This window comes from Leclercia adecarboxylata (genome assembly GCF_006874705.1).
Lineage (GTDB): Bacteria > Pseudomonadota > Gammaproteobacteria > Enterobacterales > Enterobacteriaceae > Enterobacter > Enterobacter adecarboxylatus_C.
In genome coordinates this window covers 660,516-674,357 of the sequence record NZ_CP035382.1, presented here as the reverse complement: position 1 = coordinate 674,357, position 13,842 = coordinate 660,516, and the positions used below count along the sequence as shown (strand labels likewise).

General features: G+C 55.8%; 14 protein-coding genes. 8 read left to right on the top strand and 6 right to left on the bottom strand.

Annotated features, from left to right (window positions below):
• Nucleotides 1-39: 39 nt before the first annotated feature.
• The 3 genes from ES815_RS04165 to trxC all read right to left on the bottom strand — a co-directional run bounded on the left by ES815_RS04165 (nt 40) and on the right by trxC (nt 3,928).
• Nucleotides 40-2,703, bottom strand: a complete 2,664-nt coding sequence (locus tag ES815_RS04165) for a bifunctional acetate--CoA ligase family protein/GNAT family N-acetyltransferase (RefSeq protein ID WP_142486748.1) — start codon at nt 2,701-2,703, stop codon at nt 40-42.
• 35 nt (nt 2,704-2,738) lie between these two features.
• Nucleotides 2,739-3,437 (bottom strand): tRNA-uridine aminocarboxypropyltransferase, encoded by a 699-nt coding sequence (gene tapT / locus ES815_RS04160; RefSeq protein WP_142486747.1) that lies wholly within the window; start codon nt 3,435-3,437, stop codon nt 2,739-2,741.
• A gap of 71 nt (nt 3,438-3,508) precedes the next feature.
• On the bottom strand, nt 3,509-3,928 hold the full coding sequence (gene trxC / locus ES815_RS04155) for a thioredoxin TrxC (RefSeq protein WP_142486746.1): 420 nt from the start codon (nt 3,926-3,928) through the stop codon (nt 3,509-3,511).
• A 207-nt stretch (nt 3,929-4,135) separates the two neighbouring features.
• Between trxC and ES815_RS04150 the strand changes: the two genes are divergently transcribed.
• Nucleotides 4,136-5,221, top strand: coding sequence for a tRNA/rRNA methyltransferase (locus tag ES815_RS04150; RefSeq protein ID WP_142486745.1), 1,086 nt, complete (start codon nt 4,136-4,138; stop codon nt 5,219-5,221).
• An 89-nt stretch (nt 5,222-5,310) separates the two neighbouring features.
• On the opposite strand, the gene ung is transcribed toward ES815_RS04150, so the two are convergent.
• On the bottom strand, nt 5,311-6,000 hold the full coding sequence (gene ung, locus ES815_RS04145; protein ID WP_142486744.1) for a uracil-DNA glycosylase: 690 nt from the start codon (nt 5,998-6,000) through the stop codon (nt 5,311-5,313).
• A 313-nt stretch (nt 6,001-6,313) separates the two neighbouring features.
• Between ung and grcA the strand changes: the two genes are divergently transcribed.
• Nucleotides 6,314-6,697, top strand: a complete 384-nt coding sequence (gene grcA, locus ES815_RS04140) for an autonomous glycyl radical cofactor GrcA (protein WP_103180763.1) — start codon at nt 6,314-6,316, stop codon at nt 6,695-6,697.
• Nucleotides 6,698-6,748: 51 nt separating this feature from the next.
• On the opposite strand, the gene srmB is transcribed toward grcA, so the two are convergent.
• Complete coding sequence (gene srmB / locus ES815_RS04135; RefSeq protein ID WP_142486743.1) at nt 6,749-8,077, bottom strand: ATP-dependent RNA helicase SrmB; 1,329 nt, start codon at nt 8,075-8,077, stop codon at nt 6,749-6,751.
• 132 nt (nt 8,078-8,209) lie between these two features.
• Between srmB and trmN the strand changes: the two genes are divergently transcribed.
• Complete coding sequence (gene trmN, locus ES815_RS04130; RefSeq protein ID WP_142486742.1) at nt 8,210-8,947, top strand: tRNA(1)(Val) (adenine(37)-N(6))-methyltransferase TrmN; 738 nt, start codon at nt 8,210-8,212, stop codon at nt 8,945-8,947.
• Here trmN and nadB read toward each other — a convergent pair.
• On the bottom strand, nt 8,932-10,551 hold the full coding sequence (nadB, locus tag ES815_RS04125) for an L-aspartate oxidase (protein WP_142486741.1): 1,620 nt from the start codon (nt 10,549-10,551) through the stop codon (nt 8,932-8,934). The genes trmN and nadB overlap by 16 nt on opposite strands.
• A gap of 358 nt (nt 10,552-10,909) precedes the next feature.
• Between nadB and rseD the strand changes: the two genes are divergently transcribed.
• Genes rseD through rseC form a run of 5 tightly spaced genes read left to right on the top strand, consistent with a single transcriptional unit; the run spans nt 10,910 to nt 13,658 of the window.
• Nucleotides 10,910-10,978, top strand: a complete 69-nt coding sequence (rseD, locus tag ES815_RS24115; RefSeq protein ID WP_231313890.1) for a rpoE leader peptide RseD — start codon at nt 10,910-10,912, stop codon at nt 10,976-10,978.
• Nucleotides 10,975-11,550 (top strand): RNA polymerase sigma factor RpoE, encoded by a 576-nt coding sequence (gene rpoE, locus ES815_RS04110; RefSeq protein ID WP_032613187.1) that lies wholly within the window; start codon nt 10,975-10,977, stop codon nt 11,548-11,550. The genes rseD and rpoE overlap by 4 nt, the downstream gene beginning before the upstream one ends.
• Nucleotides 11,551-11,581: 31 nt before the next feature.
• Complete coding sequence (rseA, locus tag ES815_RS04105; protein ID WP_142486739.1) at nt 11,582-12,232, top strand: anti-sigma-E factor RseA; 651 nt, start codon at nt 11,582-11,584, stop codon at nt 12,230-12,232.
• Nucleotides 12,232-13,185, top strand: a complete 954-nt coding sequence (gene rseB / locus ES815_RS04100; protein WP_142486738.1) for a sigma-E factor regulatory protein RseB — start codon at nt 12,232-12,234, stop codon at nt 13,183-13,185. Before rseA ends, rseB begins: the two co-directional genes overlap by 1 nt.
• Nucleotides 13,182-13,658, top strand: a complete 477-nt coding sequence (gene rseC, locus ES815_RS04095; RefSeq protein WP_142486737.1) for a SoxR-reducing system protein RseC — start codon at nt 13,182-13,184, stop codon at nt 13,656-13,658. Before rseB ends, rseC begins: the two co-directional genes overlap by 4 nt.
• Nucleotides 13,659-13,842 lie beyond the last annotated feature (184 nt).

Here is a 13,842-nt window from a genome sequence, read left to right as displayed (position 1 = left end):
CCATCAGTGCCGTTTAATGTGGTCAACATTTCCAGTACCTTACTCTTGTTTACCTGCCGACATCAGCGCCAGCGTCAACCCGACAATGCCGTCTTCCAGCTGAACATCAACGGTAAAGCCTAATTTTCGCGCCAGGGCGATCATGCCACGGTTGTTGGGCATAGTAATCCCATTGAGGCGGATAAGTCCGTGATCGCGCGTATAACCGATCAGCTTTTCCATTAACCGTCTTCCTAACCCCAGGCCTTTTAGATCGGAGCGAACCAGCACCGCAAACTCCGCATCGACGTTATCGGGATCGGAGATCGCACGCGTGACGCCAAGGATCTCATCGCCCTCATCCGTGCGGCGGACGGCAACAAAAGCCATTTCCCGATCGTAGTCGATCTGCGTCATATTGGCTAAATCTTCGTGGGTAAATTCGTTGATTTCACTAAAGTAGCGGTAGTACAGATCTTCTTTTGTTACCTGATCGATAAAGCGCTGCAACTGGGGTTCATCTTCCGGAAGGATGGGGCGAAACAGCGACTGCTCGCCGTTTTTCATCTCCACCCACTCTTCAAGCTGATGGGGATAAGGGCGGATCGCGAGACGGCTTTCGCGATCGCCGGTAAAGGCAGCCACATCCATTGTCACATCCAGCGCCGTCAGCTCGCTGCCGGATGCCAGCAGAGGATGAATATCCAGACGCTGGATTTCCGGGCTGTCGACAATCAGGTTCGATACCTGGACCAGGAACTGGCTCAGGGCGGCGATATCCAGTGGTCGCAGGGCGCTGCGCCCGCGGATCTTCTTACTCTTGATCGCCTGGATCACGAGATAACGTGCGAGGTTCATGTTCAGGGGAGGCAGGGCCACCACTGCCTGATCTTCAGGGCGCCACTCCACGCCCCCTTCACCCAGCATGATCAGCGGGCCGAAGACCGGATCGTGTTCGACCACAACCCGTAACTCCTGCGCCCCCGCGCGGTTGGCCATGCTTTGCACCAGCAGGCCGTGAATGCGCGCCTGGGGCCAGGTCATTTTGACGCGATCGATAATCGCTTCCGCCGCCTGCTGCACTTCCGCCGCGGTGCGCAGGTACAGCATTACCCCCTGAACTTCTGACTTATGCGGGATATCGGGGGAGCGCAGTTTCAGCGCCACCGGATAACCAATCTGCTCGGCGATATGTACCGCTTCCGCGCTGTCGCTGGCGATCCAGGTCGGCAGGGTATGCATGCCGAAGGCATTCAGGATCGGCTGCACCTCATGGGTATCCAGCGAGCGCGCGCCCTCATCAATAGCGCGATGCAGCAGGGCCCGGGCATGTCCGGTATTGGCCGTCAGATTACCGGGGAGCGCCGGTGTTTCCCGCAGCTGTTTCTGGTTACGCCGGTACTCCACCATATGCATAAAGGCGGTGATTGTGCCTTCCGGGGTGCGGTATGTCGGCAAACCTGCCTCGCTGAACAGGCGCCGCGCCTCCTGCGAAGAAAACTCCCCGCACCAGTTAGTCAGAAGCGACACGTATTTCCCCCGCGGATGCTTTTTCACGGCCTCAATCAGCGAACGGGCGCTTTCGCTACCCGGTGCCGCGGCGCTCGGAGAGTGAATGACCATCAGGGCATCAAAATCCTGGCTTTCCAGCAGGATGTTGAGGGCGCTGATATAGCGATCGCTGCTGGCATCATCGCGCAAATCAAGGGGATTACCCGGCTCCACGCCAGGCGGTAGCGCATCACGCAGGCGCTGAAGCGTCTCTTCACTGAGCGCGGCCAGCTTCCCGTTGCGCAGCCAGAGTTCGTCCAGAGCCAGCGCGGCCGGGGCGGCGCCGTTGCTGATGATCATCAGCCGCTCACCCCGCAGCGGGCGCATATGGCTCAACGTTTCGACAGCGGAAAAGAGTTCGTGGGTGTCCTGAACGCGCAGTAAACCGGCGCGCTGGATGGCGGCATCCCATGCCGGATCCATCCCGGAATGCGAGTGCAAAAGACGCTGGGCGGCAGGGCTGCGTCCGCTTTTGATCACCAGAATCGGTTTATTACGCGAGGCGCTACGGGCCGCCGACACAAAGCGTCGCGCGTCGCTGAGATGTTCAAGATAGAGCAGAATAGCGCTGGTTTTGGTGTCACGCGCCAGGAAATCCAGCAGCTCGTCGACATCGATGTCCAGCCCATCACCCAGCGCGATAAAGTAGGAGAACCCCATCTCGCGCTGCTGGGCCCAGTCGAGGATCGTATTGGAGACCGCTGCCGACTGGGAGATAAAGGCCAGTTTGCCTTTACGTATCGGAACGGGAGAGAAACTGGCGTTCAGCCCCTGCCAGGGTGCCAGCAGGCCAAGGCTGTTTGGCCCCAGCAGCCGCATCTGGTATCGCGCCGCGCAGGCCAGCAGCTCTGCCTGTTGTTCCGGCGGCGAGGAGAGAATAATGCAGGTTTTACAGCCTTTTTTCCCCAGCGCCTCAAGTAGGGCAATATTGCGTCGGGCGTGAGTACACAACACCGCGAGATCGGGGATAAAGGGCAGACTGTCCACGTCTGGCCAGGCCAGGACGCCCAGCACCGCTTTATAAGCAGGTGTTACCGGCAGGATCGGGCCGTTAAAACCGCCTGCGAGCAGGTTTCGCATCATCAGGTAACCGGCGCGTTCGGGTTTCATCGACGCGCCAATCACGGCGATGGATTTAGGGCGGAGTAAGGCTTCTAACCCGCGCTGGCTCATACAAGTCTCCTGAAAAGGCGAGTGACCTGATGATTTTAAACGCTTTCCGGCTCCGCTGCTGTGATGCTTCCCTTATGAATGGTTTTTCCGGCCAGATAGCGTTCGCGAAAACGAGTGAAGTGATCGCCCAGCGCGCTTGCCGCCTGAACATCTCCCGCCAGATCCAGCAGGGCAATCGCCACTTCGGCGGTGCAGTACTGGCCTTCCGCGTGGGCTTCGCGGAGGCGGTAAGCGGAAACGCGCGACAAATCGACGGAGATAACCGGCAGGGCATCCAGGTAAGGACTCTTGCGAAACATTTTGCGCGCCTCGGTCCAGGTGCCATCCAGCATGATAAACAGCGGCGGCTTACCGGATGGTGGGGCGGCAAGAACCGGACGGGTATCTCCCGCATAGGAGGCAGGGAATACCACCATCGGTTGATAGTCGGGGCTGGCGACCAGATCGAGCAGCGCCTGCGGTGGCTCAGTGCGTGACCACTGGAAGGCGGCGGTATCCGGTAAAATATCGGCAATCAGCCGCCCGGTATTACTGGGTTTCATCGGTTCGGTATCAAACATCACCAGACAGAAACGGCTATGGGCATGGCTGGGGGCCAGGGTCGCGCACAGGCACTGCTTAAGCGGCAGCAGGCAGCGCTGACAGCGACGAATACGGTTACCACGGGCAAGAAAGGGGCGGGTCGCACGCGCCAGGCGTTCGGCGCGCAATTGCAGTACGGCGTTATCAGTCATGGGGGAGTGCGCAGAAAAAACGCCATTCTCGCAGAGGGGAGAACGGGGCACAAGTTACATGCCCCGGAATATCAGAGGGATTCGTTCAGCCAGCTGTCAAACGGAGCTTTTGGAACGGCACCGTTCAGCATATCGACAACTTCACCATTCTTGAAAATCATGATGGTCGGGATACTGCGGATGCGGAAGCGGGCGCTTAGCTCGCGTTCGGCCTCAGTGTTCACTTTCACGAAACGCATTTTACCGCTACGCTCTTCTGCGACATCTTCAAAGATCGGCGCAAAGTTACGGCACGGACCGCACCACGGCGCCCAGAAATCGACCACTACCGGCAGATCGTCCTTCAGCAGTTTATCCAGAGTTGCGCCGGTAGCATTAATGACATCACCATCGAACAATTCATGACCGCAGCGTCCGCATTTTGCTCCATCATCAATTCGATCATCCGGAATGCGGTTAAGAGCCTGGCAGTTGGCACATACGGTATTCATAACTAACCTCAGGTAGAGCAGGGGGGACAAAGCGGCACTATGCCGGTTATGTTTCCAATATGTTACATATTATCAACGACCCTGTTTGAAACGACAATGCGTTTTATTCAATGAGAACAATAGTCACAGGCTTTTATACGAAGTAATGGCTATGCGCGGGTACATCGGGTAATCTGCGCGCTTCGCGCAGCGCTGGTGGAGAAAAGCATGAACGACGAACTGAAAAACAAAAGCGGCAAGGTCAAAGTGATGTATGTCCGCAGTGATGATGACTCTGATAAACGCACCGAAAATCCGCGTACCGGAAAAGGTGGCGGGCGTCCAGGGCCATCTCGTGCAGACGGTGGCCGTCGCCCCGCCCGCGATGAGAGAAACAGCCGCGGTGATGACCGCAAACGTGACGACCGTAAGCGTGACGATTTCAAACGCGACGATTTTAACCGCGACGCTTCCCCGTGGCGCACCGTTTCCCGCGCGCCGGGCGATGAGTCAAAGGCTCCGGTCGATCACGGCAGCATGGCCGGTAAAACGGTTATTGATCCAGCAGTGATCCGTCGTCAGCGCGCGGAAGAGACCCGCGTCTACGGTGAGAACGCCTGTCAGGCCCTGTTCCAGAGCCGCCCTGATTGCATCGTTCGCGCCTGGTTTATCCAGAGCGTTACGCCGCGTTTCAAAGAAGCGCTGCGCTGGATGGCGGCTAACCGCAAAGCCTACCACGTTGTAGACGATGCTGAGATCACCAAAGCCTCTGGCACCGAACACCACGGCGGCGTTTGCTTCCTGATTAAGAAACGTAACGGGACTACCGTTAAGCAGTGGGTTAGCCAGGCGGGTGAAGATGACTGCGTACTGGCCCTGGAAGACGTGGGTAACCCGCACAACCTCGGCGCGATGATGCGCAGCTGCGCCCATTTCGGCGTGAAAGGGGTACTGTTGCAGGATGCGGCTCTGCTGGAGTCCGGTGCGGCAATCCGTACGGCGGAAGGCGGCGCAGAGCACATTCAGCCGATCACCGGCGACAGCGTCCTGGAAGCGATTGAGCAGTTCCGTAAAGCGGGCTACGCCATTGTAACCACCTCCAGCCACAAGGGCACCACGCCGCTATTTAAAGCGACACTGCCGCGTAAAATGGTGCTGGTGTTGGGTCAGGAGCGTGATGGTCTGACCGATGCGGCACTGTCGAGCGCCGATCTGAGCGTCTCAATCGATGGCACCGGCAACGTAGAAAGCCTCAACGTATCCGTTGCGACCGGCGTTCTGCTGGCGGAGTGGTGGCGTCAGAACAAAGCGTAATCCCGCTTTGCCTGTAGGCCGGGTAAGGCGCAGCCGCCACCCGGCAATATGCCCGGTGGCGCTACGCTTACCGGGCCTACATATCTTATCTACTCACTTTCAGCCGGTAACTCTGGCATCCAGTCAATCGGCGTTTCGCCCTGTTTCTCCAGCCACTCATTCGCCAGCACGAAATGATTGCAGCCAAAAAAGCCGCGATGCGCTGACAGCGGTGACGGGTGCGGTGCTTTCAGCACATGATGGCGCTGGGTATCAATGATCGCCCCTTTCTTCTGCGCGTGCGAGCCCCACAGTAAAAACACCACCCCTTCCCGATGCTGGTTAATCAGGCTGATAACTTTATCCGTAAAGGTCTCCCAGCCGAGGCTGGCATGGGAGTGCGCCTGTCCGGCTCGAACCGTCAGCACGGTGTTCAGCAGCAGGACCCCCTGACGCGCCCAGCTTTCCAGATAGCCATGTGCAGGCCGGGTAAAGCCAGGTACCGAGGCTTCCAGCTCCTTATACATATTCAGCAGGGAAGGAGGGGTCGCAACGCCCGGACGCACGGAAAAGGCCAGACCGTGCGCCTGACCCGGCCCGTGATAGGGATCCTGGCCCAGGATCACCACTTTGACATCGGCCAGTTCAGTAAAACGAAAGGCGTTAAAGACGTCTTTCTGTGGCGGATAGATGGTGACGCCATCCTGACGTTCGGCGGCTACCGTGTTCAGGGTATTGACGAAGTAGGGCTGTTTTTTCTCATCGGCCAGTACATCGTGCCAGGTTAAAGGTGTTGTCATCTCGCTCTCCTGCGAATTTTCTCTGCCTCTAGCTTAACTGCTTATTACGAGGGAGCAAAATTGCCGGGGGAAAAAGGTCATCTAATTGAAAAATATTTAAAAATTGCGAGATTTTTTGAAGTCTGCTTTTGAGGAAAATTGATATAAAACAATAATCTCCCTCTATCACCATTTTGCTGGTGTGGTTTTTATTGATTTAAGTCAATGAATAGCGGGGGTTTGACTGATATATATACACTTAAGCAACAATGGTTTTACCAATTGCCCTAAACAATGGGCGACACCCAATAGTGTAGTTTAAGGGAGGCATCACATGATTACTGGTATCCAGATTACTAAAGCTGCAAACGACGACCTGCTGAACTCTTTCTGGCTGCTGGACAGCGAAAAAGGCGAAGCGCGCTGCGTATGTGCAAAAGCAGGCTTTGCTGAAGACGAAGTTGTCCAGGTTAATGCACTGGGTGAATTCGAATATCGCGAAATCCCAATGGAAATCAAACCGGAAGTCCGTGTGGAAGGCGGTCAGCATCTGAACGTTAACGTACTGCGTCGCGAAACGCTGGAAGATGCCGTCAAGCACCCGGAAAAATATCCGCAGCTGACCATCCGCGTTTCTGGCTATGCCGTTCGTTTCAACTCACTGACTGCAGAACAGCAGCGTGACGTTATTGCGCGTACCTTTACTGCCAGCCTGTAATCGTAGTCAGTACGCAGATAATAAAACGCCGGGTTAACCCCGGCGTTTTTTTTACTCTTCTTTCTGTGAAGCCGGTGCGCTTCCGCTCGGCTTACGGCGCTTGCCCACGTTTTTGGAATCACGGTGGCGTTCCTTAACGCGCGGTTTCTCTTTTTCTTTCGCTTTTTTCTCTGCGCGTTTGGCGAGCACTTTCTTGGACGGTTTACCCGTCATTTTTTCACTCGGTGGACGTGTAGTCGGGCGCAGTTCATCAATCACGCGCGCTTTCACCGGCTCGTCGATGTAGCGGCCCACTTTCTGCAGCAGCAGATAGTCATGCGCCTCTACCAGAGAGATCGCCGTGCCTTTAAGGCCGGCACGTCCGGTACGACCGATACGGTGGAGGTAGACATCCCCGCTGCGCGGCATGTCGAAGTTAATCACATGGCTCACTTCAGGAATATCGATACCACGCGCTGCCACGTCGGTAGCAACCAGCACGTTTACGCGACCTTCGGTCAGGCGTTTAATCCCTTCGGTACGTTTAACCTGCGCCATCTCGCCTTCGAGATAACAGTTGTTAATCCCTGCGGCACGGAGTTGTTCAGCCAGCTCATGCACACGCTCGCGTTTACGTACAAAGACGATGGTACGCGTCGTATCATCTTGTTTTAACAGGTGCTTAAGTAATTCGAGTTTATGCTCGTAGTTATCGGCACGATAATACCACTGGTGAATTTTTTTGCGCTCGCGCGTGGACGGCGTGGCAGAGACCTCTGCCGGATCGTCAAGCAGACGCTCAGCGAAGTCCTTAATGGCATCGCCTTCAAGCGTCGCGGAAAACAGCATTGTCTGTTTGCGCCAGCGTGTTTCGCCCGCGATATGTTCAATATCCTGCGCGAAGCCCAGTTCCAGCATGCGGTCCGCTTCATCCAGAATCAGCGTTTCAACAGCACGACAGTCAAAGTTTTCTTCTTTGATGTACTGCATTAATCGCCCGGTCGTGGCGACCACGATATCCTGGTTCTCGCTGAACACTTCGGCGTGGTTCATGTAGGCTACGCCACCGGTGATTGTCGCAATATCCAGATGGGTATTGGCAGCCAGTTCACGCGCATGCTCCGCAACCTGAACGGCTAACTCACGTGTCGGGGTCAGAATAAGGATGCGCGGCGGCCCGGATTTCTTACGTGGGAAATCAATAAGGTGCTGCAAGACGGGCAGCAGGTACGCCGCTGTTTTACCGGTGCCTGTCGGCGCTGAACCGAGTACGTCGCGGCCTTCTAACGCAGGCGGAATGGCTGCCGCCTGGATGGCAGTCGGGCGTGTGAAGCCTTTATTCTGGAGTGCTTCCAGAAGGCTTTCGTCGAGTTCAAGTTCGGAAAAAGTCGTTACAGTCATGTTCTACCTCTGTGTGGGGCGCTGATTATAGACGTTATGGCTGCGATCTTCATCTGTTTGTGTGGATATCCCTTTTCCCTCGTTGCGCTTTCACCTATGCTACTCCCGTTTCATTTTGAAGGTTGCTCTGACATGTCTCAACTCAAAGCGCAGCTGCGCCGCGATGGTTTTACCTTTAAGCAGTTCTTTGTCGCTCACGATCGCTGTGCGATGAAAGTCGGCACTGATGGCATTTTACTGGGGGCATGGGCACCGGTTGCAGGCGTTAAACGTATCCTCGACATTGGCAGCGGCAGCGGGTTATTAGCCCTGATGCTGGCCCAGCGTACCGGGGAATCTGTCACCCTGGATGCGGTGGAGCTGGATCCGCAGGCGGCCGAACAGGCGGCGGAAAACGTGGCTGAATCACCCTGGGCTTCTCGTATTACTCTCCATTGTGCGGATGTTCTCACCTGGGCGCCAGAGCAAACGGCTCGCTATGACTTAATTGTCAGCAATCCTCCCTATTATGAACCCGGCGTCGGATGCGCAACGCCCGAGCGCGAGCAAGCACGTTCAACCGGCTCGCTCGATCACAGCGCACTGTTAGCCTGTGCGGCAGCGTTGATCACCGAAGAGGGTTTTTTCTGCGTGGTATTACCGGAAAGCGCGGGCAGTGCGCTTATCAATAACGCACTGGAGATGGGCTGGTATTTACGTCTGCGCACCGATATTGCTGACACGGACGGCAGGCTTCCGCACCGGGTGCTGGTGGCGCTGTCGCCGAAAGAAGGGGAGTGCTTCAGCGACAGGATGGTGATCCGTGGGCCGGATCAGCGTTATTCCGAGGATTACACGGCGCTGACCCATCCGTTCTATCTGTTTATGTGAGTCAGCGGAGAGAGCACCGACGGCCCGGAGTGCTCAAGTTGTTCCGGGTAGTCGAGCGTATAGTGCAGCCCGCGGCTCTCTTTACGCATCATGGCGCAGCGCACAATCAGCTCGGCTACCTGAACCAGATTACGTAACTCCAGCAGGTTGTTCGAGACGCGGAAGTGGGCGTAATACTCGTCAATCTCCTGCTGTAGCATGGTAATGCGGCGCAGGGCGCGCTCCAGCCGCTTGGTGGTGCGCACAATCCCAACGTAATCCCACATAAAGAGGCGCAGCTCGTGCCAGTTATGCTGGATCACCACCAGCTCATCCGGGTTTTCCACGCGGCTCTCATCCCAGGCAGGCAGGTTTTCTGCCTGGCGGGCATAAGGCATGCGTTTGGTAATATCTTCCGCTGCCGACCAGCCGTAAACCAGACACTCCAGCAGGGAGTTCGAAGCCATACGGTTGGCGCCATGCAGGCCGGTATAGCTCACCTCTCCGATGGCATACAGGCCGTCGACATCGGTCCGGCCATGATCGTCCACCATCACCCCGCCGCAGGTATAGTGCGCTGCGGGCACTACAGGCATCGGCTCTTTAGTGATATCGATGCCTAGCCCCAACAGTTTTTCATAGATGGTCGGGAAGTGCTGGCGCACAAATTCTGCCGGTTTGTGGCTGATATCCAGATACATGCAGTCCACGCCCAGGCGCTTCATTTCATGATCGATAGCGCGGGCCACGACATCGCGCGGAGCCAGTTCGCCGCGCTCGTCGAAGTCCGGCATAAAGCGCGTGCCGTCCGGGCGTTTCAGGTGTGCACCTTCACCGCGCAGGGCTTCGGTCAGTAAAAAATTGCGCGCCTGAGGATGGAACAGGGCGGTGGGGTGGAACTGGTTAAATTCCAGGTTGGCCACGCGACAGCCCGCACGCCAGGCCATGGCAATCCCGTCGCCTGAGGAGATATCCGGGTTGGTGGTGTACTGATACACCTTGGAGGCACCGCCTGTTGCCAGCACCACGGATTTGGCCCGGCAGGTTTCAACCGTCTCTTTATTCCGGTTCCAGACCCAGGCACCCACAACGCGGCGCGTGCCAGGCAGGCCAATCTTGTCGGAAATGATCAGGTCCACCGCATTGCTGCGTTCCAGCACCTGGATATTCGGATGGTTCAACGCCTGGCTGACCAGCGTCGTTTCCACCTCTTTACCGGTGGCATCCGCAGCGTGCAGGATGCGGCGATGACTATGCCCGCCTTCCCGCGTCAGGTGATAGCTCTCTTCACCGTTGGCCTGCACATGCGTATCAAACAACACACCCTGATCGATAAGCCACTGTACGCAGTGGCGAGCATTACTGGCGACAAACTCCGCGGCGTGTTTATCCACGATACCGCCACCGGCAATCAGGGTATCTTCTACATGCGAGTCGATACTGTCCGTTTCATCAAACACAGCGGCAATCCCGCCCTGTGCATAGAAGGTTGAGCCTTCGCTGATGGGACCTTTGCTGAGGACAATCACTTTCTGGTGTGGGGCGAGTCGCAGCGCCAGTGAAAGGCCGGCGGCACCGCTACCGATAATCAGTACGTCACAGGAGAGTTCAGAAATTGCGTTCATGATGTGTGTTTAATTTACTAAACAGTGTTTGGCCAGCATAGCACCCGAATGCGATGAATCGCACGTTTTTTTTGCGGCTTGTTGCAATGACTAAACAGCCGGCGTGGCGGAGAAGAAACATAAAAAGGGCGAAAATATTTTGCGAAGCAGGTCGTTAGCTTCAGATTTTGTGGTGAAATAAAGCCCGTCTTGCGGTACCCTGCAAGCGGTAAAATGCCAATTCTTATCAGAAACTGGGTGCGTTTCAGTATCAGACTTATAATGATAGAAAATGAACAGTCTGCGACGCGATTAACAAAAACAAAGGCGTGACGGAACTTTTTGAAAAAAAGACCCTCAAAGCAACTGCTTGCTCACAGTGCAGTGTTTGGAGTGGCGTTTCGATAACGCGTGGATTTTAGGTTTGGGGAGACATTACCTCGGATGAGCGAGCAGTTAACGGACCAGATTCTGGTTGAACGGGTCCAGAAGGGAGATCAGAAAGCCTTTAACTTACTGGTGGTGCGCTACCAGCATAAAGTGGCGAGTCTGGTGTCCCGCTATGTACCGTCAGGGGATGTTCCTGATGTGGTGCAGGAGTCTTTTATCAAGGCCTATCGCGCGCTGGAATCTTTCCGGGGAGATAGTGCTTTTTATACCTGGCTGTATCGTATTGCTGTCAATACTGCCAAGAACTACCTCGTCGCTCAGGGGCGTCGTCCGCCTTCAAGCGATGTTGACGCAATCGACGCCGAAAATTTTGAAAGCGGCGGTGCGTTAAAAGAAATTTCGAACCCTGAGAACTTAATGTTGTCAGAAGAACTGAGACAAATAGTTTTTCGCACCATCGAGTCGCTCCCGGAAGATTTACGCATGGCAATTACGTTACGGGAGTTAGATGGCCTGAGCTATGAAGAGATAGCCGCTATCATGGATTGCCCGGTCGGTACGGTTCGCTCACGAATTTTTCGTGCGCGAGAAGCTATTGATAATAAAGTTCAACCGCTAATCAGGCGTTGACGATAGCGGGATACTGGAAAAGGTATTAGGCATGCAGAAAGAACAACTTTCCGCTTTAATGGATGGTGAAACGCTGGACAGTGAGATGCTCAACGAGCTCTCTCGCTCTCCCGAGATGCAAAAAACCTGGGAGAGTTATCATCTCATCCGCGATACCTTGCGCGGCGATACCGGCGAGCTCCTCCATTTTGATATCTCATCTCGCGTAATGGCTGCCATCGAGAATGAACCTGTTTCTCAGGCCACTCCGCTGATTCCTGAAGCCCAACCGGCGCCGCACCTGTGGCAGAAGATGCCTTTCTGGAAAAAAGTGCGTCCCTGGGCGAGTCAACTGACGCAAATGGGCGTCGCTGCTTGCGTATCGCTTGCAGTTATTGTTGGCGTCCAGCACTATAACACCCAATCTGAAGTCAACCAGCAACCAGAAGCGCCAGTGTTCAATACGCTGCCGATGATGGGCAAAGCCAGCCCGGTAAGCCTGGGTATTCCTTCTGATGCATCGGCAGGCGCCGGTCAGCAGCAGCAGGTACAAGAGCAACGCCGTCGTATCAATGCGATGTTGCAGGACTACGAATTGCAGCGTCGTCTGCATTCCGAACAGCTTCAGTTTGAGCAGGCGCAAACCCAGCAGGCTGCTGTGCAAGTGCCCGGAAACCAAACTTTAGGAACGCAATCGCAGTAATGAAGCAACTTTGGTGCGCCATGTCTCTGATGGCGGGTAGCCTGTTGTTCACTGTCAACGCCTCGGCTGATGTATCGTCCGGGGCGTTGTTACAGCAAATGAACCAGGCCAGCCAGTCACTCAACTACGAGCTGGCTTTTATCAGTATCAATAAGCAGGGTGTAGAGTCGTTACGCTATCGCCATGCCCGTCTTGATAAACAGCCGCTTGCCCAGCTTTTGCAGATGGATGGTCCGCGCCGCGAAGTCGTGCAGCGTGGCAATGAAATCAGCTACTTTGAGCCGGGTCTTGAACCCTTTACGCTGAACGGCGATTACATCGTTGATTCGCTGCCTTCGCTCATCTATACCGACTTCAAACGGCTTGCGCCTTACTATGACTTTATCTCCGTAGGGCGTACCCGCATCGCCGACCGGCTCTGTGAAGTGCTGCGCGTGGTCGCAAGAGACGGGACGCGTTACAGCTATATCGTCTGGATGGATGCGGAGACCAAGCTGCCTATGCGGGTCGATCTGCTCGATCGTGATGGCGAGACGCTGGAACAGTTCCGGGTGATCTCCTTTACCATTGACGATCAGGTCGGCAACAGCATGCAGAATCTGGCAAAAGCTAACCTGCCGCCGCTGCTCTCTGTACCGGCGGGCGATCCTGTCAGCTTCAACTGGGCGCCAAACTGGATCCCGCAGGGCTTCAGCGAAGTCTCCAGCAGCCGCCGCCAGCTACCGACGATTGATACCCCGGTCGAATCCCGACTTTATTCCGACGGTTTGTTTAGCTTCTCGGTTAACATCAACCGTGCAACGCCGGTGAGCGCCGATCAGATGCTGCGTACCGGACGCCGGACCGTGAGTACCACCGTGCGTGATAGCGCCGAGATCACCGTCGTGGGCGAACTGCCGCCGCAAACGGCTAAACGCATCGCAGACAGCATTAAATTCAGGGCCGGACAATGATCAAAGAGTGGGCAACTGTCGTTTCATGGCAGGAGGGCGTTGCGCTGGTTAGCTGTGACGTAAAAGCGTCCTGTAACAGCTGCGCCTCCCGCGCCGGTTGCGGAAGCCGGGTGCTTAACAAACTCGGGCCGCAGACGTCGCATACCATCAGCGTCCCCAGTGCAGAGCCGCTGGTGACAGGACAAAAAGTCGAGTTAGGGATCGCTGAAGGGAGCTTGTTGGGCTCGGCGATGCTGGTCTATCTCTCCCCGCTGGTGGGGCTGTTTGCTCTGGGCGGTGTATTCCAGGTGCTGTTCGGCACCGATCTGGCCGCGATGTGCGGCGCAGCCCTGGGTGGCGTGGGTGGCTTTTTACTGGCCCGCGGCTTTTCATCGAGGCTTGCCGTTCGCGAGGAGTGGCAGCCCGTTATTCTCAGCGTCGGGTTGCCCCCCGATGAGCTTCGCGTTGAAATGCTCTCTTCTGAAGCCCGGTGATGTCACCGGGCTTTGCTTTATTTACATCTCATAAAAGAAAACGCTGAATCTTCACGCTAAGCTTGCTGGAAGAGCATTTCCCGGTTAAGGAGATGTAGTGTAGAATGCTGCGTTTTCGCACTGAAAAACGTCAGGCTAAGAACAGCGGCCTCCAGGAATTCGTAAGGCATAATTATTTAACTAT

Excerpts from the sequence above, each read along its gene's own strand:
- ES815_RS04165 (WP_142486748.1), bottom strand. The coding sequence starts at position 2,703 with ATGAGCCAGCGCGGGTTAGAAGCCTTACTCCGCCCTAAATCCATCGCC.
- tapT (WP_142486747.1), bottom strand. The coding sequence starts at position 3,437 with ATGACTGATAACGCCGTACTGCAATTGCGCGCCGAACGCCTGGCGCGT.
- trxC (WP_142486746.1), bottom strand. The coding sequence starts at position 3,928 with ATGAATACCGTATGTGCCAACTGCCAGGCTCTTAACCGCATTCCGGAT.
- ES815_RS04150 (WP_142486745.1), top strand. The coding sequence starts at position 4,136 with ATGAACGACGAACTGAAAAACAAAAGCGGCAAGGTCAAAGTGATGTAT.
- ung (WP_142486744.1), bottom strand. The coding sequence starts at position 6,000 with ATGACAACACCTTTAACCTGGCACGATGTACTGGCCGATGAGAAAAAA.
- grcA (WP_103180763.1), top strand. The coding sequence starts at position 6,314 with ATGATTACTGGTATCCAGATTACTAAAGCTGCAAACGACGACCTGCTG.
- srmB (WP_142486743.1), bottom strand. The coding sequence starts at position 8,077 with ATGACTGTAACGACTTTTTCCGAACTTGAACTCGACGAAAGCCTTCTG.
- trmN (WP_142486742.1), top strand. The coding sequence starts at position 8,210 with ATGTCTCAACTCAAAGCGCAGCTGCGCCGCGATGGTTTTACCTTTAAG.
- nadB (WP_142486741.1), bottom strand. The coding sequence starts at position 10,551 with ATGAACGCAATTTCTGAACTCTCCTGTGACGTACTGATTATCGGTAGC.
- rpoE (WP_032613187.1), top strand. The coding sequence starts at position 10,975 with ATGAGCGAGCAGTTAACGGACCAGATTCTGGTTGAACGGGTCCAGAAG.
- rseA (WP_142486739.1), top strand. The coding sequence starts at position 11,582 with ATGCAGAAAGAACAACTTTCCGCTTTAATGGATGGTGAAACGCTGGAC.
- rseB (WP_142486738.1), top strand. The coding sequence starts at position 12,232 with ATGAAGCAACTTTGGTGCGCCATGTCTCTGATGGCGGGTAGCCTGTTG.
- rseC (WP_142486737.1), top strand. The coding sequence starts at position 13,182 with ATGATCAAAGAGTGGGCAACTGTCGTTTCATGGCAGGAGGGCGTTGCG.